Origin of the sequence: Delftia sp. DS1230 (genome assembly GCF_040112715.1) — a bacterium.
GTDB classification, from domain to species: Bacteria; Pseudomonadota; Gammaproteobacteria; order Burkholderiales; family Burkholderiaceae_C; genus Comamonas; species Comamonas tsuruhatensis.
Map to the genome: position 1 here is coordinate 843,886 of NZ_CP157763.1, position 19,042 is coordinate 862,927.

Consider the following 19,042-nt stretch of genomic DNA (forward strand, 5'->3'; position numbering starts at 1 on the left):
CGCATCCCGCGCACCGCGCGGGCCACAGAATCGTCAGCCGCCCACGCCATAGGGTGCAAAGCGGCTGGCGTTCTCATCCACATGCAGCGCCTTTCCCACATAGGGAAAGGCGCGCTGCGTGCACTGGTCGCGCTCGCAGACCTTGCAGCCCATGCCGATGGGCGTGGCCGATTCCGGATCGCCCAGGTCCAGTCCCTTGGCATACACCAGGCGCGCGGCATGGCGTATGTCGCAGCCCAGGCCGATGGAGAAGGTCTTGCGCGGCGAACCATAGCCGCGCTGGCCATGCGAGACCGAGCGTGCAATCCACAGGTAGCGCCGTCCATCGGGCATGCTGGCCAGCTGGCGCAGGACCTGGTCGGGCTGGCCGAAGGCCTCGTACACCGTCCACAGCGGGCAGGTGCCGCCCGTGCGGCTGAAGTGGAAATGCGTGGCCGACTGGCGCTTGGAGATATTGCCCGCGCGGTCCACGCGAACAAAGAAGAAGGGCACGCCCGGTGCGCCCGGCCGCTGCAGCGTGCTCAGGCGGTGGCAGACGGTTTCAAAGCCCACGCCAAAGCGCTGGCCCAGCAGGTCGATGTCGTATCGCAGTTGCTCGGCCGCCTCCAGGAACAGGTCGTAGGGCAGCAGCAGCGCGCCCGCAAAGTAGTTGGCCAGGCCCACGCGGGCCAGCTTGCATGACGCCGGATCGCCCTGGAAGGCGGCGGTGGCGATCAGCCGGTCCAGCGTCTCGCCCATCTCCAGCAAGGCCAGCTGCGTGCCCAGCTGGAAGGCCTGCTGCGCAGGCTCCAGCGCCGAGGACAGCCACAGCGAGCGCGTGGCCGGGTCGAAGCGGCGCTGGCTTTGCCGGGAGTCTTCCGAGCGATGCACCTGGACACCGTGGCGCTGCTGCAGCCGCCGGACCAGCCAGTCCGCCAGATGGCCCGGGTCCGCGCGCGCCTCGCCGGCCAGGGCCTGGGCCGCGCGGTCCACTTCATCGAAGTAGTTCTGGTGCGCAAAGAAGAAATCGCGCACGGCCTCGAACGGCATGGTGCGCGCCACCGGCATGTCCGAGCGGTCATCGCCCAGCCTGAGCGACATGCTCTCGATGCGCTCCAGGGCTTCCAGATGGCGGCGGTGCAGCGCCATCACCGCACGCCCCAGCGCCGGCATCTGCGCGGCGACTTCCTGAAGCTCGGGCAGGGCAATGGATTCGGGCGCCTCGGCAAGGGCCTCGCGCAGGCCGGCGACCAGGCGCGCTTCCTCGTCCTCCGAGAACTGCTGGATATCGACGCCCAGCGCACGGTTGAGCTTGAGCAGCACCGACACCGTCAGCGGCCGCTGGTTCTGCTCCAGCTGGTTCAGGTAGCTGGGCGACAGGCCCAGTGCGTGGGCCAGGGCGATCTGGGACAGGCCGTGCTCCGCGCGCAGTTTGCGCAGCTTGACGCCCATGAATGTCTTCTTCATGCCTGTTTCCTCGGGTGGCTGTTATTCGCAGAATTCGCAATATCGTGGGTTTCGTTTCGCAAGAATTCGCCTTTTCAGCCCTATGGCTGAGCCGCTATTTTGCGTAGATTGCGAAGCATGACAACACCTGCTGGAACCGCCGAGCTGCGCGAACTGGTATTGCCCGCGCTGGCCAACCACCACGGCACGCTGTTCGCAGGCCAGGGCCTGCAGCTCATGGCCAAGGCCGCCTTTCTGGCAGCGCGCAGCCTGGCGCAGCGTGAGGTCGTGATGGCAGCCGTCACCGGCATCGACTTCCTGGCGCCCGTGCCCGTGGGCCACGAGATCGTCCTGCGCGGCTGGGTCAGCCGGGTGGGGCGCAGCTCCATGACGGTCTGCGTCACCGCGTCGGCCCAGGCGCCGGGCATTGCCTGCGAGGACGTGCTCAAGGGCCTGTTCGAGATGGTGGCTGTCGACCACAACGGCCTTCCTGCCGCCATTGCCCATTCCTATCTGAACCAGGAGACCCTTCCATGAGTACCACGATCATCGACGCGCCATCTGCGCCAAGTGCTCCATCTGCGTCCGCATTCAAGCCCAAGAAGTCCGTGGCCCTGTCGGGCGTGACCGCCGGCAACACGGCGCTGTGCACCGTGGGCCGCTCGGGCAACGACCTGCACTATCGCGGCTACGACATCCTGGACATTGCCGAGGTCTGCGAGTTCGAGGAGATCGCCCATCTGCTGGTGCACGGCAAGCTGCCCACGCGCCCCGAACTGCAGGCCTACAAGACCAAATTGCAGGCGCTGCGCGGCCTGCCGGCCAGCGTCAGGCAGGCGCTGGAGCAACTGCCAGCGGGCGCCCACCCGATGGACGTGATGCGCACCGGCGTCTCGGCCCTGGGCTGCGTGCTGCCCGAAAAGGACGACCACAACCTGGCGGGTGCCCGCGACATCGCCGACCGGCTCATGGCCAGCCTGGGCTCCATGCTGCTGTACTGGTACCACTGGAGCAATTCGGGCCGGCGCATCGAGGTGGAGACCGATGACGACTCCATCGGCGGCCACTTCCTGCACCTGCTGCACGGCCACCGGCCGTCCGAAGGCTGGGTGCGCGCCATGCACACCTCGCTCAACCTCTATGCAGAGCATGAGTTCAACGCCTCCACCTTCACGGCGCGCGTGATCGCGGGCACGGGCAGCGATATGTATTCCTCCATCGCGGGCGCCATCGGCGCGCTGCGCGGCCCCAAGCATGGCGGCGCCAACGAGGTGGCCTTCGAGATCCAGAAGCGCTACGACACGCCCGACGAGGCCGAGGCCGACATCCGCCGCCGCGTCGATGCCAAGGAAGTGGTGATCGGCTTCGGCCACCCGGTCTACACCGTCAGCGACCCGCGCAACGTGGTCATCAAGGGCGTGGCCAAGCGCCTGTCCGACGAGGCGGGAACCACCCGCATGTACGACATTGCCGACCGGCTGGAATCGGTGATGTGGGAGGTCAAGAAGATGTTCCCCAACCTGGACTGGTTCAGCGCCGTCAGCTACCACATGATGGGCGTGCCCACGGCCATGTTCACGCCGCTGTTCGTGATCGCGCGCACCAGCGGGTGGGCCGCGCACGTGATCGAGCAGCGCCAGGACAACAAGATCATCCGCCCCAGTGCCAACTACACGGGGCCGGATGACCAGAAGTTCGTGCCCCTCGATGCGCGCGCCTGAGCCGCAGCTGTCCTGAACCTAGGCGGGCGGGCTGCAGGCCCGCCCGCATTGCATCCGCCCCATGAACCACACCCACAAGAAACCCCTGCCCGGCACCACGCTGCACTACATCGACGCCCGCGCCGCCGTCGATGCCCTCTCGCCCGGCGCCTGGGCACGCCTGCCCTACACCGCCCGCGTCCACGCCGAGAACCTCGTGCGCCGCGCCGATCCCGCGCAGCTGGACAGCTACCTGCTGCAGCTCATCGAGCGCCGCCGCGACATCGACTTTCCCTGGTACCCCGTGCGCGTGGTCTGCCACGACATCCTGGGCCAGACCGCCCTGGTGGACCTGGCCGGTCTGCGCGACGCCATTGCGGCCGAAGGCGGCGACCCCGCCCAGGTCAACCCCGTCGTTCCCGTGCAGCTCATCGTGGACCACTCGCTGGCCGTGGAGTGCGGCGGCTTCGATCCCGACGCCTTTGCGAAGAACCGCGCCATCGAGGACCGCCGCAACGAGGACCGTTTCCACTTCATCGAGTGGACAAAAAAAGCCTTTGCCAACGTGGATGTGATCCCCGCAGGGAACGGGATCATGCACCAGATCAATCTGGAAAAAATGTCCCCCGTGGTCACTGTGCAGGATGGTCTGGCCTTCCCGGACACCTGTGTTGGCACCGACTCGCACACGCCCCATGTCGATGCCTTGGGCGTGATCGCCGTGGGCGTGGGTGGGCTGGAGGCCGAGAACGTCATGCTGGGCCGCGCCTGCTGGATGCGCCTGCCCGAGATCGTGGGCGTGCGCCTCACGGGCCGGCGACAGAGCGGCATCACCGCCACCGACATCGTGCTGGCCCTGACCGAATTCCTGCGCCAGCAAAAAGTTGTCGGGGCCTATGTGGAATTCTTTGGCGAGGGCGCCGACAGCCTGAGCATTGGCGACCGCGCCACCATCTCCAACATGTGCCCCGAATACGGCGCCACGGCGGCCATGTTCTCCATTGATGACCAGACGCTGGCCTACCTGCGCCTGACCGGCCGCGACGAGGCCCAGGTGCGCCTGGTCGAGGCCTATGCGCGCACCGCAGGTTTTTGGAGCGACAGCCTGGCCGATGCCCGGTACGAGCGCGTGCTGCAGTTCGACCTGTCCACCGTGGTGCGCAACATGGCCGGCCCCTCGAATCCGCACCGACGCCTGCCCACCTCGGCACTGGCCGAGCGCGGCATTGCCGATGCGGCAAAACTGCAGGCCGCCCGCGCCCAGGAGGCGCAAGGCCTGATGCCCGATGGGGCCGTCATCATCGCCGCCATCACCAGCTGCACCAACACCAGCAACCCGCGCAATGTCATCGCCGCCGCCTTGCTGGCGCGCAATGCCAATCGCCTGGGTCTCACGCGCAAGCCCTGGGTCAAATCCTCGCTGGCGCCGGGCTCCAAGGCCGTGGAGCTGTATCTGAAGGAGGCTGGGCTGCTCACCGAGCTGGAGCAGCTGGGCTTTGGCATCGTCGCCTTTGCCTGCACCACCTGCAACGGCATGAGCGGCGCACTGGACCCCGCCATCCAGCAGGAAATCATCGAGCGCGACCTCTACGCCACGGCCGTGCTCTCGGGCAACCGCAACTTCGACGGGCGCATCCATCCCCAGGCCAAGCAAGCCTTCCTGGCCTCGCCGCCGCTGGTCGTGGCCTATGCGCTGGCGGGCACGGTGCGCTTCGACATCGAGCAGGATGTGCTGGGCGTGGTGGACGGCCGCGAAATCTGCCTCAAGGACCTGTGGCCCTCCGACGAGGAGATCGACGCCATCGTCGAGCGCGCCGTGCGTCCGGAGCAATTCCGCGCAGTCTACGAACCCATGTTCGCCATCCGCAAGGACGACGGAGACAAGGCCTCGCCCCAGTACGACTGGCGCCCCCAGTCCACCTACATCCGCCGCCCGCCGTACTGGGACACCGAAGGCGTGGGGGCACTGGCGGCCTTCCCGCGCACGCTGCGCAACATGCGGCCGCTGGCCCTGCTGCCCGACAACATCACCACCGACCACCTGTCGCCCTCCAACGCCATCCTGGCCGACAGCGCCGCGGGCGAATACCTGGCGCGCATGGGCCTGCCCGAGGAGGACTTCAACTCCTACGCCACCCACCGCGGCGATCACCTCACCGCCATGCGGGCCACCTTCGCCAACCCGCAACTGGTCAACGAGATGGCCGTCATCGACGGCGTGCAGCACAAGGGCTCGCTGGCGCGCATCGAGCCCGAAGGCCGCGTGGTGCGCATGTGGGAGGCCATGGAAACCTACCTGAACCGGCGCCAGCCGCTGATCATCATCGCGGGCGCCGACTACGGCCAGGGCTCCAGCCGCGACTGGGCCGCCAAGGGAGTGCGCCTGGCCGGAGTCGAGGCCGTGGTGGCCGAAGGCTTCGAGCGCATCCACCGCACCAACCTCATCGGCATGGGCGTGCTGCCGCTGCAGTTCGGGCCGGGCACCGACCGCAAGACCCTGGCCCTGGACGGCACGGAGATCTATGGCGTGGAAGGCGAGCGCACGCCGGGCACCCAACTCACGCTGGTGGTCGAACGCCGCAACGGCCAGACGCTGCGCGTGGCCGTGACCTGCCGGCTGGACACGGCCGAGGAGGTATCGGTCTACGAGGCCGGCGGCGTGCTGCAGCGCTTTGCCCAGGACTTCCTGGCGCAGGCTCAGGCAGCCTGAGCAGGGGGCGCGCCAGCGGCCAGCGGCTGTCGCGCCAGCTCGATGAAGGCCTGCAGATAGTCGGTCTGCAGGTCCGCCACGCGCGCGCCCAGGAAGATCTGCTTGGCAATGCCCTTGGCGCCCAGGCGCACGGGCACCACGTCCAGCTTGCCCGCGTACTCCTGCACCAGCCAGCGCGGCAGGGCCGCCACGCCCCGGCCGCTGGCGACCATCTGCATCATGATGTCCGTGGTCTCTATGGCCTTCTGGCGGCGCGGCGTGATGCCTGCCGGCATGAGGAACTGGTTGTAGATGTCCAGCCGGTCCATGGGCACGGGATAGGTGATCAGCACCTCGGGCGCGAGCTGGGCTGCCTCCACGAAATCGGCCCCTGCCAGCGCATGCGCGCTGGAGACCACCAGCACCTGCTCGTAGTCGAACACGGGCACGAACTCCAGGCCCGTCTTGAACAGCGGATCGGGCGTGACCAGCAGGTCGATCTCGTAGCCGAACAGCGCGCCGATGCCGCCGAACTGGAATTTCTGCTTCACATCCACATCCACATCGGGCCAGCTCGCCAGATAGGGTGCGACGATCTTGAGCAGCCACTGGTAGCAGGGATGGCACTCCATGCCGATGCGCAGCGCGCCGCGCTCGCCCTGGGCGAACTGGCGCAGCCGCTCCTCGGCCAGGTCCAGCTGGGGCAGCACGCGCTGGGCCACGGCCAGCAGGTACTGGCCGGCCTGCGTCAAGCGCAGGCTGCGGCCTTCGCGCAGCCAGATGTCCGTGCCCAGCTGCTGCTCCAGCTTCTTCATGCTGTGGCTCAACGCCGACTGCGTCACGCACAGCACGCCGGCCGCCGCCGTAAGCGAGCCCTGTTTTTCGACTTCACGGACGATGGCGAGGTGGGTGCGTTCGAGCATGCAGCCTCGGCCTCAACGCGGATCCTGGCTGTCCAGTCGTGCCAGTATGTCCAGTGCCTGCTTGGCATCGCCACTGGCAGCCAGCGTGCGAAAGCGCGTTTCCATGTCAAACGCCGTGATGGCCTGCGTGCTCAACTCTTCGATCCGTTTGTTGTTGCTCAAGGGGTTCATGGCTGTTCTTCCAGTTCCGGTTATGGGGCGGGCATCAGGACGCGCAATGCCGGCCGGGCCAGCTCCGCTGGCGCAGATCGCGCACATTGTGGGCCAGTTCCCGACGGGCCGGCGCGCTACGCAGCCGGTGCGCCGGGCTGCAGGGCGCCGGGCTGCAGGGCGCCGTGCAGGAAGGACTGCTCCATCACGGCCGCCACGCTGGCCCGCGCAACACGGCCGCGCCGCTCCGCATCCAGCAGGCCCACGGCCATGGAAAGCCACAGCTCGGTCATCGCCGCTGCCGTGATGTCGATGCGGAACACGCCGGCCTGCTGGCCGCGCAGGAAAAAGGCATCCATGGCCGCCACCCATTCGCTCTCTATCTGGCCGACCACCGAGATGTCGGAGCGCCAGAAATACATCAGGAACAGCAGCAGCGTCTGGTGGTCCTGGCAGTGGGCGGTGAGGCGGCGCAGCGCCTCCAGCGGCGCGTGGCGCTCCAGCTCGGCCGCGTGCATGGCGCGCGACAGGGTGTCGGCCGCATGCCCTATGAGCCGGTCGATGAGCTGGTCGCGCGTGGGGCAGAAGCGGTAGAGCGTGGCCTTGCTGATGCCGATGGCGCGTGCCAGCTCCTGCAGATTGGCCTTGGGATCGTCCAGCAGCGCCAGTGCCAGTGCGCCCAGCAGCTTGCCTTCGTCCTCTTGCTTGGTGCTCGTCATCGCTTGTCATGCCTCCTTGGAAAGTGCATGGATTTTATCTGTTGATGTTTCAAAGAATCAAATGAATCGATGTTGACTCATTTGATTCGGATATGTACCATCGCGGCCTTCGTATCGAACTCAATCAGGTTGTGAACATGAGCATGCGTCTGAACAAGCGACGTGGCCTGCCGCTGGCGGCCCTGGTGCTGGCCGCCCTGGCCGCCCTGGTAGCGGGCTGCGGCCGCAACGAGGCTCCGGCCGCAGCGGGTGACGCGCTGCCGGTGGTGCAGGCCGTCACCGTGCAGCCCGCGCCGCTGGCCCTGTCCAGCGAGCTGCCGGGCCGTATCGAGCCCGTACGCGTGGCCGAGGTGCGTGCGCGGGTGGCCGGCATCGTGCTGCGCCGCCATTTCGAGGAAGGCGCCGACGTCCGGGCCGGCCAGGTGCTGTTCCAGATCGACCCGGCGCCCCTGCGCGCCGCCCTGTCCCGCGCCCAGGGCCAGCTGGCCAGCGCCGAGGCGGCCCTGCTCGATGCGCGTGCCGTCGTCGGCCGCAACGCGCCGCTGGTGGCGCAGGAGGCGGTCAGCCGCCAGGACTTCGAGGCCATGCAGGCCCGCCTGCAGGCGGCCCAGGCCGCGCGCCAGTCCGCCCAGGCCGAGGTGCGGGCGGCCGCCCTGAACCTGGAATACGCCACGGTCAGGGCTCCGATCGCGGGCCGCATCGGCCGTGCACTGGTCACCGAGGGCGCCCTGGTGGGCCAGGGCGAGGCCACGCCCATGGCGCTGGTCCAGCAGCTCGACCCGGTCTATGCCGACTTCCAGCAGCCCGTGGCCGAAGCCCAGCGCCTGCGCGCTGCCCTGGCCGAGGGCCGCCTGGCACAGACGGCGGGCAAGGACGGCACGCCGGTCTCCCTGAAGGTGGACGGCACGGGCCTGCAGCGCACGGGGCGGCTGCTGTTCTCGGATGTGACGGTGGACCGCGGCACGGGCCAGATGGCGCTGCGCGGGCGCTTCGACAACCGCGACGGCATGCTGCTGCCCGGCATGTATGTGCGCGTGACCGTGGGCCAGGGCGTGGACCCTGCCGCCATCCTGGTGCCGCAGCGGGCCGTGCAGCGCAGCACCGACGGGCAGGCCCACGTGCTGGTGGTGGATGACCAGGACACGCTGCAGATGCGCCCCGTGCAGACCGCGGCCATGCATGGCGCGCAGTGGCAGATCAGCGCAGGCCTCAAGGGCGGCGAGCGCGTGGTGGTGGGCCGCATGGCGGGCCTGCAGCCCGGGGCGCGGGTTCAGGTCACGGCCCTTTCCGATGCCGCGGCCTCCCCTACGGCGGGGCTGTCCGGCACCTTCAGCGCCTCCGGCAGCTCCGCCACGTCCAGCGACTGAGCCGGCGCGTGCCCAAGGAATAGACCATGTCCAAGTTCTTCATCAACCGCCCCAACTTCGCCTGGGTGGTGGCCATCTTCATCATGCTCGCCGGGCTGCTGGCCATACCGGCGCTGCCCGTCTCCCAGTTTCCCAACGTGGCGCCGCCGCAGATCTCGATCACCGCCAACTACCCGGGCGCCTCCGCCACCACGGTGATGGAGTCGGTGACCAGCGTCATCGAGGAGGAGCTCAACGGCACCAAGGGGCTGCTGTACTTCGACTCCTCCAGCGGCTCCACGGGCCTGGCCGAGATCACGGCCACCTTCGCTCCGGGCACCGAGCCCGCGCTGGCCCAGGTGGAGGTGCAAAACCGCATCAAAAAGGCCGAGGCGCGCCTGCCCGCGTCCGTGATGCAGATGGGCCTGCAGGTCGAGCAGGCCAGCGCCAACTTCCTGATGATCTACTCGCTGACCTACAAGGACGGCAGCGGCGGCAGCGGCGGCAGCGGCAACAGCGGCAACAGCGGCAACAGCGAGGTGGCCCTGTCCGACTACGCCGTGCGCAACATCAACAACGAGATCCGCCGCGTGCCCGGCGTGGGCAAGGTGCAGTTCTTCGCGGCCGATGTGGCCATGCGCGTGTGGGTTGATCCGAACAAGCTGCTGGGCTACGGCCTGTCGGTGGCGGACGTGAACGCGGCCATCGCCGCCCAGAACGCGCAGGTGCCGGCCGGCAGCTTTGGCGCCTCGCCCGCAGGGCCCGGCCAGGAGCTGAGCGCCACCATTGCCGTCAAGGGCACGCTGGCCTCGCCCGAGGAGTTCGGACAGATCGTGCTGCGTGCCAGGGCCGATGGCTCGGCCGTGCGCCTGGCCGATGTGGCGCGGCTGGAGGTGGGCCAGCTGGACTACAGCTTTTCCTCGCGCGAGGACGGCCGCCAGGGCGTGGCCGCCGCCGTGCAGCTGGCGCCCGGGGCCAACGCCATGCAGACCGCCAAGGCCGTCAAGGCGCGCCTGGCCGAGCTGTCGCAGAACTTCCCTGCCGGCATCCAGTACGCCGTGCCCTATGACACCTCGCGCTTCGTGGAAGTGGCCATCGGCAAGGTCATCCAGACCCTGGTGGAGGCCGTGGCGCTGGTGTTCCTGGTGATGTGGCTGTTCCTGCAGAACCTGCGCTACACGCTGATTCCCACCATCGTCGTGCCCGTGTGCCTGGCCGGCACCCTGGGCGTGATGTATGCGCTGGGCTTTTCGGTGAACATGATGACCATGTTCGGCATGGTGCTGGCCATCGGCATCCTGGTGGACGACGCCATCGTGGTGGTGGAGAACGTGGAGCGCCTCATGGCCGAGGAGGGGCTGTCCCCGCTGGCCGCCACGGTCAAGGCCATGCAGCAGGTCTCGGGCGCCATCGTCGGCATCACCCTGGTGCTGGTGGCGGTGTTCCTGCCGCTGGCCTTCATGAGCGGCTCGGTGGGCGTGATCTACCGGCAGTTCTCGCTGTCGCTGGCCGTGTCCATCCTGTTCTCGGGCCTGCTGGCGCTGACCTTCACGCCGGCGCTGTGCGCCACACTGCTCAAGCCCGTTGCCAAGGGCCACCACGCCGAGCGCAAGGGCTTCTTCGGCTGGTTCAACCGCCGCTTCGCGGCGCTGACCGAGCGCTTCGACCTGCTCAACCAGCGGCTGGTGCGCCGCGCCGGGCGCTGCATGCTGGTGTATGCCGCCATCGTGGCCGGGCTGGGCGTGGCGTACACGCGCATGCCCGAATCCTTCGTGCCCTACGAGGACATGGGCTACTACATCGTCGGCGTGCAGCTGCCGCCGGGCGCCACCACGGAGCGCACCAAGGCCATGGTCAAGGACATGGAGGACTATGTTCAGAGCCGCCCCGCCACGGCCCAGGCCGAGTTCCTGATGGGCTACAGCTTCTCAGGCATGGGGCAGAACGCGGCCCTGGCCTTCGTCACGCTCAAGGACTGGTCGGTGCGCGGCGCCGGGCAGGCATCGTGGGACGAGGTGCAGGCCTTCAACCAGCGCTTTGCCAGCCTGTCCGACGGCACCGTCATGGCCGTGGACCCGCCGCCCATCGACGGCCTGGGCAACTCCGGCGGCTTTGCGCTGCGCCTGCAGGACCGCGCCAGCCTGGGCCGCGAGGCGCTGATCGCCGCGCGCGACCAGCTGCTGGCCAAGGCCAATGCCTCGCCCATCATTGCCTACGCCATGATGGAAAACCTGGAGGATGCGCCCCAGCTGCGGCTGGACATCGACCGGCGCAAGGCGCAGGCCCAGGGCGTGGATTTCAGCGCCATCAACACGGCCCTGTCCACGGCCTACGGCTCGGCCGTGATCAACGAGTTCCCCAACGCGGGCCGCCTGCAGCGCGTGGTGGTGCAGGCCGATGCCCAGGCCCGCGCGCGGCCCGAGGACATCCTGCGCCTGCACGTGCCCAACGCCGCCGGCCAGCAGGTGCCGCTGTCGGCCTTTGCCACGGTGCGCTGGGAAAGCGGGCCGGTGCAGATCTCGCGCTACAACGGCTATCCGGCCTTCCGCATCTCGGGCGATGCTAGGCCCGGCCACACCACGGGCGAGGCCATGGCCGAGCTGGAACGCATCATGGCCGAGATGCCGCGCGGCATCGGCTACGAGTGGACGGCCCTGTCCTTCCAGGAGAAAGCCGCCGGTGCCCAGGCGCCCAAGCTGTTCGCGCTGGCCATCGTGGTGGTGTTCCTGCTGCTGGTGGCCCTGTACGAGAGCTGGAGCATTCCCGCCGCCGTGATGCTGATCGTGCCCATAGGCGCGCTGGGATCGGTGCTGGCCACCTCGGCCGTGGGCCTGTCCAACGACGTGTACTTCAAGGTGGGCCTGATCACCATCATCGGCCTGGCGGCCAAGAACGCCATCCTGATCGTGGAGTTCGCCAAGGACCTGCATGCGCAGGGGCACAGCCTGGCCCAGGCCGCGCTGCAGGCGGCACGGCTGCGCTTTCGGCCCATCGTCATGACCTCGCTGGCCTTCATCCTGGGCGTGGTACCGCTGGCGCTGGCCTCGGGCGCGGGCGCCTCCAGCCAGGCCGCCATCGGCTTCGGCGTGATCGGCGGCATGCTGTCGGCCACGCTGCTGGGGGTGGTCTTCGTTCCCGTCTTCTTCGTCTGGGTGCTGTCCCTGTTCCGGCGCAAGGCGCCGGCCGGCACCCCGCCTGCCCTGCAGGCCCCGGCAACCTCCACAGAGTAAGCGCCATGTCCATGCACTTCTTCCCACGCGCCCTGTGTGCGCTGGCCGCCAGCCTGGTGCTGGCCGGCTGCTCCCTCGCCCCGGTCCACCAGCGTCCGCAGGCGCCCATTCCCACGCAGTGGCCGCAACAGGATGCCGCGCCCGTGCTGTCCTCGTCGGCGGCCACGCTGGACTGGAACAGCTTCATCGCCGACCGCCAGCTGCGCCAGCTGGTGGACCTGGCCCAGGCCCACAACCGCGACCTGCGCCAGACCTTGCTCAACGTGGAGGCGGCACGCGCCCTGTACCAGGTGCAGCGCGCCGACCGCCTGCCCGGCGTGGGCCTGCAGGGCGGCGGCACGCGCCAGCGCCTGCCGGGCGACATGAATGCCACGGGCCAGCCGCAGGTGCAGGGCAGCTGGCAGGCCGGCCTGGGGCTGGCCGCCTTCGAACTGGACCTGTTCGGCCGTGTGCGCAACCTGTCCGAAGCCGCCCTGGGCGAGTACCTGGCCACCGAAGAGGCCGCGCGCGCCGCCCGCATCAGCCTGGGTGCCGAAGTGGTGCAGGCCTACCTGTCCCGCGACGGGGCCCTGCGCCGGCTGCAACTGGCGCAGCGCACGCTGCAAAGCCGTGAATCCTCGCTGCGCCTGACCGCGCAGCGGCGCCAGGCGGGCACGGCCACGGCCCTGGACCACCAGGACGCCCTGGGCCTGGCCGCCCAGGCCCGCGCCGACGTGGAGCGCAGCGAACGCGAGCTGCGCCAGGCCGGCAACGCCCTGCTGCTGCTGACGGGCGTGGAGGATCTGACGCCGTACCTGTCCGCACAGTCCGCAGGGTCGGCAAAGTCGTCCGACGTACCCCTGCTGCTGCAGGACCTGTCGGCCGGCACGCCTTCCGAACTGCTCATCCACCGGCCCGACATCCAGGCGGCCGAGCACCGGCTGCGCGCCCGCAGCGCGGACATTGGTGCGGCGCGCGCGGCCTTCTTCCCGCGCATCTCGCTCACCGGCTTCCTGGGATCGTCCAGCGCCGATCTGTCCGACCTGTTCCGCTCGGGCCAGCGCGCCTGGTCGTTCACTCCCCAGGTCACGCTGCCCCTCTTCGACGGGGGGCGCAACCGCGCCAACCTCGACCTGGCCGTGCTGCGCAAGGACATGGCCGTGGCAACCTACGAGCAGGCCATCCAGACCGCCTTCCGCGAAGTGGCCGACGCCCTGGCCGCCACCGACACGCTGCGCCGCGAGGAAGCCGCGCGCCTGGCGCTGCGCGACAGCAGCCGCGAAAGCCTGCGGCTGGCGCAGGCCCGTTACCAGGCGGGGGTGGACGACCATCTGCGCTACCTGGACGCACAGCGCAACGCCTTCGCCAATGAAAGTGCCTACATCGATACCGTGACCCAGCGGCAGCTGGCGCTGGCCCAGCTGTTCCGCGTGCTGGGCGGCAGCTGGACGGCGCCGCCGCCTCACAGCGCCCCGAACACCTCCGGCAAGGCGGCATCGCGCGGCATGCCGCCATAGCTCTTGGTGCCGCCCTGGCTGTCGATCACCACGATGCCCGGCGTGCCACGGAAGCCCAGGGACATCATCAGCTTGCGGTGGGCCTCCAGCGTCTTGCGCACGTCTGGGCTGACGCTGAAGGCGGGCGCTATGCCGCCCTGGGCGGACTTCTTCTCGTGCTCCATCAGTGCGGCCGCGCGGTCCGGGGCCTGCAGGATGGCGGCGGCCTTGGCCGGGCTGTCGTCCCGGATCACGCCCACCAGGATGTGGCGCAGCTGCACCTTGCCTGCGTCCACCCAGGGGCGTGCGGCCTCCCAGAACTTGTGGCAGTACTTGCAGTTGGGGTCGGTGAAGGTATAGATCACGCGCGGCGCATCGGCCTTGCCGTCGGGCACCCAGGTGGAGGTCTCCAGCTGCGCTTGCACGGTGTCGCCCGCCGGCTTGGCGGCCTGTGCCTTGGCCTGGGGGGCCTGGGCCGTGGCAGGGCCTTCTGCGGCCGTGGCCCATCCCGCCGCCAGAAAGAGGCTGGCAGCCATGCCTGCAAAAAGGACGGTGCGTTGAAGATGCATGGGAACTCCTTGAAACGGTTGAATAGGGGGCAGCGGGTTTCGCAGGGTGGCTAGTCTATTGCCAGCACGTCCTGCCCGCCGCATCCCCCTGGCCGACCGTCAGAACGAGCCACGCAGCGTCAGCATCACATTGCGCGGATCGCCGTAGTGACTGCTGTTGAGCAGATTGCCCACGGAGACGTAGTAGGTCTTGTCGAACATGTTGTTGAAGTTCAGCGACGCTTCCCACTGGCGGTTGATGCGATAGCGCACATAGCTGCTCCAGACCGCGCGGCCGGGCACATGCACGGCCACGGCGCCGACCTGGCGGTAGTTGGAGCTTTGGGCATTGACGCCGCCACCTATGGTGAAGGCATTCCACTCACCGGGCAGCTGGTAGGTGGTCCAGGCGCGCAGCAGGTGGCGCGGCGTGTAGGTGTTGAAGCTCTTGCCCTGGTTGTTCAGGTCCTGGGCGTACTTGTTGCTGTTGTAGGTGTAGCCCGTGAACAGCTTCCAGCCGCGCGCCAGCTCGCCGCTGACCTCGGCATCCAGCCCCTGGCTGGTGACCTTGCCGGTGTCGGTGTAGCAGTAGTAGCCGCCGCGGCAGGTGGGGCTGGTGCTCAGGTCCTCCTGGGCGCGGTGGTTCTGGTTCACGCGGTACAGCGCAAGCGACGTGTTCAGCCTGCCGTCCATCAGCTCGCCCTTGATGCCGACCTCGTAGGTGTCGCCCATGATGGGCTTGAGGTTCTCGCCGGCCGCGTTCAGCAGCGTCTGGGGCTTGAAGATGCTGGCGTAGCTGGCATAGGCGTTCCACTGCGGATTGATGGCGTAGATGGCGCCCGCGAACGGCATGAACCGGGTATTGCCCTGATGGGTGCTGTTGAAGCTGGGCACGCCGGCGCTGCGCAGGTAGGTGTCCCAGTCGCTCTTGTAGTTGCTCAGCCGTCCGCCCACCACCAGCTTGAGCGGATCGCTGACCTGCAGGCGCAGCGCGCCGTAGACGCCGGCCTGCTGCACCATGGCCCTGCGTTGTTCGTTGAACACGGCTGCCAGGGCTGCATCGCTGGGCTCGGGAATGTGGGCGTTGGGCGCCGTCACATCGATGGGGTTGGCCGCCGTCAATGCGTTGTAGGTGGGGTTGGCGTGCGAGCGGCTGTAGGTTGCGCCCAGCACCAGCTCGTGCTGGCGGCCGAAGGCATCGATGTCGCCGGTCACGTGGGCATCCAGGCCGGAGGCGTTCATGCGCGCCTGGGTCATGGCCGCGATGTTGCCCCCCAGCATGGTGGAGGGATTGACCGCGCGCAGCGAGGCCGCGTACTTCATGTCCAGCTCCTCGCGCACGTGGATGGCCGAGACCTTGGCGCGCCAGCGGTCGTTGAACTGGTGAGACAGGTCTGCGTACAAGGCCTTGTTGCTGTTGTCCTGGCGGTTCCAGTCGGCGCCCAGGAAGGTGGAGCGCGGCAGGCCGATGTCGGCGCCCGTGGAGTAGCGCGGCAGGCCCGAGATGAAGGGCCGGCCCTTTATGCTCTCGATGCTGGCGCCCACGCTGACCTGCGTGTCGGCCGACAGCCGGTAGTCCAGCGTGCCGTACAGCGTGGTGTTCTTGCTGTTCACGTAGTCGATGAAGGAGTGCTCGTCCTGTCGGTCCAGCACGGCGCGGCCGCGCAGCGTGCCGTCCTGGTTGAGGGAGCCGCTGGCATCGATCTGCGCGCCATAGCGGTCCCAGGAGCCGGCCTTGGCCATGACGCTGACGCCTGGCTCGGTCAGGGGGCGCTTGCGCACCAGGTTGACGGCGCCGCTGGGGTCGCCGCCGCCCTGCACCAGGCCCGTGGCGCCGCGCAGCACTTCCACGCGGTCATAGATGACCGAGCTGCCTGCGTAGTTGCTGGCGCGGCCGTACAGGCGCTCCACGGGAATGCCGTCGTACTGCATGCCCGTCACGTCCAGGCCGCGCGAATAGATGTACTTGCCGCCCTGCGGGCTTTGCAGCAGCGTGATGCCCGTGGTGCTGGCCAGGGCCTCGTAGACCGAGGTGATGTTCTGCTCCCTCATCAACTGGTCGGTGACCACGCTGACGGATTGGGGCGTGTCCTTGAGCGCCTGCTCGCTCTTGCCGATGCTCACGGCCCGCGCCGCATAGGCGCCCGTGCCTTCGGTGGCCGTGCTGCGCAGGGCCTGCGCGGTCACGTGGACCTCGCCCAGCGTCAGCGCGCCGGCCGCGGGCCGGGGTGCGGGCTTGAGCGTGAAGCCGCCGCTGCGCTCCGTGGCCACGGCCATGCCCGAGCCGCCCAGCAGCTGCTCCAGCGCCTGGCGTGGCGTGAACCGGCCCTTGACGGCCTGGGCGCTGCGCCCGGTCAGATCGGCCTCGTCGAACAGCACCTGCTGCCCGGACTGCTTGCCGAACGCACCCAGCGCCGTGGCCAGCGGCTGGGCCGCAATGTCGAACGGCAACTGCTGCGCACGCGCCTCCTGTGCCGGTACCTGCGCTTGCGATGGAACAGGCAGCGCCATCGCTGCCACCGCGCCGGCCACCAGCAGCGCCATGGCGCCCTGGCGTGCCGTGCACATCTGTGCTCCCGCTTGGTCGTGGCGCGTCTGCGCCGTCAGTCCCTGGCCCCCCAGGGCCCCTCTCAGTTGTCTTGCCCGCTTCACGTTTGAATCCTGCGTCATGTCTGCACGGCGCCCATGCGCCCCATCGCACCGTGCGCGCAGGCCCGGGCCCTTGCCCGGCATACCCACCAGTCCATGCCGGCCCGGCCACCAGGCCCAGCCCGCCGGTTTGCGCGCGCGGCGCACCGCGTTTGCGGCCGTTGGCTGGGGGGCGAAGTCCTGCTTCGGCCCTGCTGGCTGGCAGCCGAGGGAGTGCCGGAAAAATCCGGTCCCTATCTGTTCAAGACGAGGTTTTGGCGAAGACCACGAACCTGTGTTGCTGTGGTTGTTTGAAACAATTTGTAAACAGAGTGGTTTCGCCGGTCGGCTCAGCGCCTGGCAATCAGCCAGCCGCCCGAGGCCTGCCTGCGCACGCGCACGGGAATCAGGTCCGGCAGCAGCTCGATGAAGGGCTCGGGCGCGGCCGTGGAGAAAAACGCCGACACGGGCAGGCTGCCCAGTTCCTCGGAAGCCAGCACCACGGGCTGGCCCAGGTAGCGCGACAGCTCCCGGGCCACCTCGTCCAGCGGCGTGCGCCTGAACCGCAGCTGCCCGGTGCGCCAGTCGCCCACCGTGTCCGCAGGCGCGGCCACCGTGTCATGGCCGCCCGTCACGGGGTCGATGGACACGCCGCTTGCCGGGCCCAGCAGCATCACCGGCCCGTCTGCGGCATCGCGGTCGGCGCGCACCTCGACCTTGCCGCGCAGCACCTTCACCACCAGGCGCGGCGGCGCAGCCCGCACGTTGAAGGCCGTGCCCACCACCTTCACGCGGCTGCGGCCCGAGTCCACGGTGAAGGGCCGCGATGCATCCGGCGCCACCTCGAAGAAGGCCTCGCCGCTGTCCAGCACCACCTCGCGGCGGCGCGGGTAGTAGCGCACCTGCAGCGTGCTGCTGAAATTCACAGTCACATGGCTGCCATCGGGCAGGTCCACCTCGCGCGTTTCGCCCGGCCCGGTCGCCATCTGCAGCGTGTAGCGCGCCGTGTTGTCCCAGGTATGCCAGCCGCCCACCAGCAGGGCGCAGCACAGGGCAACGCCTGCCGTGGCGAAGGCGGCCCGCCAGCGGCCAGGCCAGGTCTGCATGGCAGACGGCGCTGTGCGCCGACGCGCAGGCTCATGGGCCGGCGGGCGCTGTGCCTTTACCTGCTTCTGTGCCTGTGCCTGTGCCTGCACGCGCTCCTGCTGCAGCTGGCCGAACAGCTGGCGCGTGCGGCCCATGCTGTCGAAGATCTCGCGGTGAAAGGGGTCCGCCTGCAGCCAGGCGTCCAGCGCGCGCTCGTCCGCGCCCGTCCAGCCCGCCGTCTGGCGGCGCGTGAACCACTGGGCGGCGGCTTCGTGCAGGTCCACCAGCGTGTCTGGCGCCATTCCTGGGGGCGGTGTCTTGTTCATGGCGTGGGGCCGCGTCCTGGGGTGTGTTCGGAAGGTGGCGCTGCGTCGGCGCGCAGGCGCTGCATCTGCTCCATGCTGCCGTATTGCAGGCGCAGCTCGCAGTAGGCATAGGCGCGGCTCACATGCCGGGACACCATGCGCAGCGAGATGTCCATGCGCTGCGCCACTTCCTCCTGCGTGAATCCTTCCATGATGTGCAGCGTGAACGCCTCGCGCTGGCGCTCGGGCAGCTCGCCCAGCGCATCGTCCAGGCGGGCCAGGTACTGGCGGTTCTGGGCCTGGCGCACGGGGTCATGACTGTCATCGGCCGCCAGGCCCTGCAGTTCATCACCGCAGTTGTCAGCCGACACCGTGGCCAGGGCCTGGGCCCCGCCCTGCCGGCGCCACTGGTCCACGGCGAGATTGCTGGCGGCGCGGCTCAGGTAGGCCTGCTCCTTGCCCTCTTCGGGCAGGCGGCCCGAGGCCGCCATCTGAGTGAACACCTGCTGGGCCGTGTCCTCGGCCTGCGCTCGGCTGCCCAGGCGCCCCTGCAGCAGCCGCACCAGCGGCTGGCGCCAGCGCGCATACAGCGCGGTCAGTGCGGAGGGTGGTGCCATGCCGCCCTGCGTGGCGAAGGGGTCTCGTTTCACGGCCGCCGCCCCGCATCAGGCAGCCATGGCGCGGCCACCCGGGGCAGGGCGCGGGCGGCGGTCAGGCAGGCGGTGGTCGGGGAGGGCAGGGGCACGGCGCGCGGCAGCTTGCCAGCGGTCCGGAGCGGCTGCCGGGCCTGGGCTGGCTGAAAACAGCGGCGATTGTAC

The 19,042-nt window shown here is 69.1% G+C and carries 14 protein-coding genes; 6 read left to right on the forward strand and 8 right to left on the reverse strand.

What is annotated here, in order from left to right:
- Nucleotides 1-33: 33 nt before the first annotated feature.
- A complete protein-coding gene (locus tag AAN986_RS03795) occupies nt 34-1,446 on the reverse strand; it encodes a short-chain fatty acyl-CoA regulator family protein (protein ID WP_047218765.1) in 1,413 nt (470 codons plus the stop codon).
- A gap of 117 nt (nt 1,447-1,563) precedes the next feature.
- Between AAN986_RS03795 and AAN986_RS03800 the strand changes: the two genes are divergently transcribed.
- From AAN986_RS03800 to acnD, 3 genes are all read left to right on the forward strand, one after another.
- Entirely contained in the window at nt 1,564-1,962 is a 399-nt protein-coding gene (locus tag AAN986_RS03800) for an acyl-CoA thioesterase (RefSeq protein ID WP_012207660.1), read from the forward strand.
- Nucleotides 1,959-3,146 (forward strand): 2-methylcitrate synthase, encoded by a 1,188-nt coding sequence (prpC, locus tag AAN986_RS03805; protein WP_047218764.1) that lies wholly within the window; start codon nt 1,959-1,961, stop codon nt 3,144-3,146. Before AAN986_RS03800 ends, prpC begins: the two co-directional genes overlap by 4 nt.
- Before the next feature lie 61 nt (nt 3,147-3,207).
- The gene (gene acnD, locus AAN986_RS03810; protein WP_047218763.1) at nt 3,208-5,835 is read left to right on the forward strand and encodes a Fe/S-dependent 2-methylisocitrate dehydratase AcnD; all 2,628 of its coding nucleotides are present in this window, start codon (nt 3,208-3,210) and stop codon (nt 5,833-5,835) included.
- Here acnD and AAN986_RS03815 read toward each other — a convergent pair.
- From AAN986_RS03815 to AAN986_RS03825, 3 genes are all read right to left on the reverse strand, one after another.
- The gene (locus tag AAN986_RS03815; protein ID WP_012207657.1) at nt 5,823-6,737 is read right to left on the reverse strand and encodes a LysR family transcriptional regulator; all 915 of its coding nucleotides are present in this window, start codon (nt 6,735-6,737) and stop codon (nt 5,823-5,825) included. The genes acnD and AAN986_RS03815 overlap by 13 nt on opposite strands.
- A gap of 12 nt (nt 6,738-6,749) precedes the next feature.
- Nucleotides 6,750-6,908, reverse strand: a complete 159-nt coding sequence (locus AAN986_RS03820; RefSeq protein ID WP_156179875.1) for a hypothetical protein — start codon at nt 6,906-6,908, stop codon at nt 6,750-6,752.
- A gap of 116 nt (nt 6,909-7,024) precedes the next feature.
- Nucleotides 7,025-7,606, reverse strand: a complete 582-nt coding sequence (locus AAN986_RS03825) for a TetR/AcrR family transcriptional regulator (RefSeq protein WP_047218762.1) — start codon at nt 7,604-7,606, stop codon at nt 7,025-7,027.
- Between the two features lie 137 nt (nt 7,607-7,743).
- Here AAN986_RS03825 and AAN986_RS03830 point away from each other — a divergent pair, with 137 nt between their 5' ends.
- The 3 genes from AAN986_RS03830 to AAN986_RS03840 are packed head-to-tail and all read left to right on the forward strand — an operon-like array spanning nt 7,744 to nt 13,678.
- Nucleotides 7,744-8,973, forward strand: a complete 1,230-nt coding sequence (locus AAN986_RS03830; protein ID WP_047218761.1) for an efflux RND transporter periplasmic adaptor subunit — start codon at nt 7,744-7,746, stop codon at nt 8,971-8,973.
- Nucleotides 8,974-8,999: 26 nt separating this feature from the next.
- Complete coding sequence (locus AAN986_RS03835) at nt 9,000-12,182, forward strand: multidrug efflux RND transporter permease subunit (RefSeq protein WP_349335572.1); 3,183 nt, start codon at nt 9,000-9,002, stop codon at nt 12,180-12,182.
- A 5-nt stretch (nt 12,183-12,187) separates the two neighbouring features.
- Nucleotides 12,188-13,678 carry an efflux transporter outer membrane subunit gene (locus AAN986_RS03840; protein ID WP_349335573.1) on the forward strand — a complete coding sequence of 497 codons (1,491 nt, stop codon included), beginning with the start codon at nt 12,188-12,190 and terminating at the stop codon, nt 13,676-13,678.
- On the opposite strand, the gene dsbG is transcribed toward AAN986_RS03840, so the two are convergent.
- The 4 genes from dsbG to AAN986_RS03860 all read right to left on the reverse strand — a co-directional run bounded on the left by dsbG (nt 13,624) and on the right by AAN986_RS03860 (nt 18,874).
- A complete protein-coding gene (dsbG, locus tag AAN986_RS03845; protein ID WP_016448401.1) occupies nt 13,624-14,226 on the reverse strand; it encodes a thiol:disulfide interchange protein DsbG in 603 nt (200 codons plus the stop codon). The two genes, AAN986_RS03840 and dsbG, sit on opposite strands and share 55 nt — an antisense overlap.
- A 99-nt stretch (nt 14,227-14,325) precedes the next feature.
- Nucleotides 14,326-16,857: a TonB-dependent siderophore receptor gene (locus AAN986_RS03850; RefSeq protein ID WP_241150392.1), complete on the reverse strand. Its 2,532-nt coding sequence runs from the start codon at nt 16,855-16,857 to the stop codon at nt 14,326-14,328.
- Nucleotides 16,858-17,183: 326 nt separating this feature from the next.
- Nucleotides 17,184-18,245, reverse strand: coding sequence for a FecR domain-containing protein (locus tag AAN986_RS03855; protein ID WP_349335574.1), 1,062 nt, complete (start codon nt 18,243-18,245; stop codon nt 17,184-17,186).
- Nucleotides 18,242-18,874, reverse strand: a complete 633-nt coding sequence (locus AAN986_RS03860) for a sigma-70 family RNA polymerase sigma factor (protein WP_241150391.1) — start codon at nt 18,872-18,874, stop codon at nt 18,242-18,244. The genes AAN986_RS03855 and AAN986_RS03860 overlap by 4 nt, the downstream gene beginning before the upstream one ends.
- Nucleotides 18,875-19,042 lie beyond the last annotated feature (168 nt).

Bases quoted from the DNA above. Each gene is read 5' to 3' on its own strand.
- AAN986_RS03795 (WP_047218765.1), bottom strand. From the start codon at position 1,446: ATGAAGAAGACATTCATGGGCGTCAAGCTGCGCAAACTGCGCGCGGAG.
- AAN986_RS03800 (WP_012207660.1), top strand. From the start codon at position 1,564: ATGACAACACCTGCTGGAACCGCCGAGCTGCGCGAACTGGTATTGCCC.
- prpC (WP_047218764.1), top strand. From the start codon at position 1,959: ATGAGTACCACGATCATCGACGCGCCATCTGCGCCAAGTGCTCCATCT.
- acnD (WP_047218763.1), top strand. From the start codon at position 3,208: ATGAACCACACCCACAAGAAACCCCTGCCCGGCACCACGCTGCACTAC.
- AAN986_RS03815 (WP_012207657.1), bottom strand. From the start codon at position 6,737: ATGCTCGAACGCACCCACCTCGCCATCGTCCGTGAAGTCGAAAAACAG.
- AAN986_RS03820 (WP_156179875.1), bottom strand. From the start codon at position 6,908: ATGAACCCCTTGAGCAACAACAAACGGATCGAAGAGTTGAGCACGCAG.
- AAN986_RS03825 (WP_047218762.1), bottom strand. From the start codon at position 7,606: ATGACGAGCACCAAGCAAGAGGACGAAGGCAAGCTGCTGGGCGCACTG.
- AAN986_RS03830 (WP_047218761.1), top strand. From the start codon at position 7,744: ATGAGCATGCGTCTGAACAAGCGACGTGGCCTGCCGCTGGCGGCCCTG.
- AAN986_RS03835 (WP_349335572.1), top strand. From the start codon at position 9,000: ATGTCCAAGTTCTTCATCAACCGCCCCAACTTCGCCTGGGTGGTGGCC.
- AAN986_RS03840 (WP_349335573.1), top strand. From the start codon at position 12,188: ATGTCCATGCACTTCTTCCCACGCGCCCTGTGTGCGCTGGCCGCCAGC.
- dsbG (WP_016448401.1), bottom strand. From the start codon at position 14,226: ATGCATCTTCAACGCACCGTCCTTTTTGCAGGCATGGCTGCCAGCCTC.
- AAN986_RS03855 (WP_349335574.1), bottom strand. From the start codon at position 18,245: ATGAACAAGACACCGCCCCCAGGAATGGCGCCAGACACGCTGGTGGAC.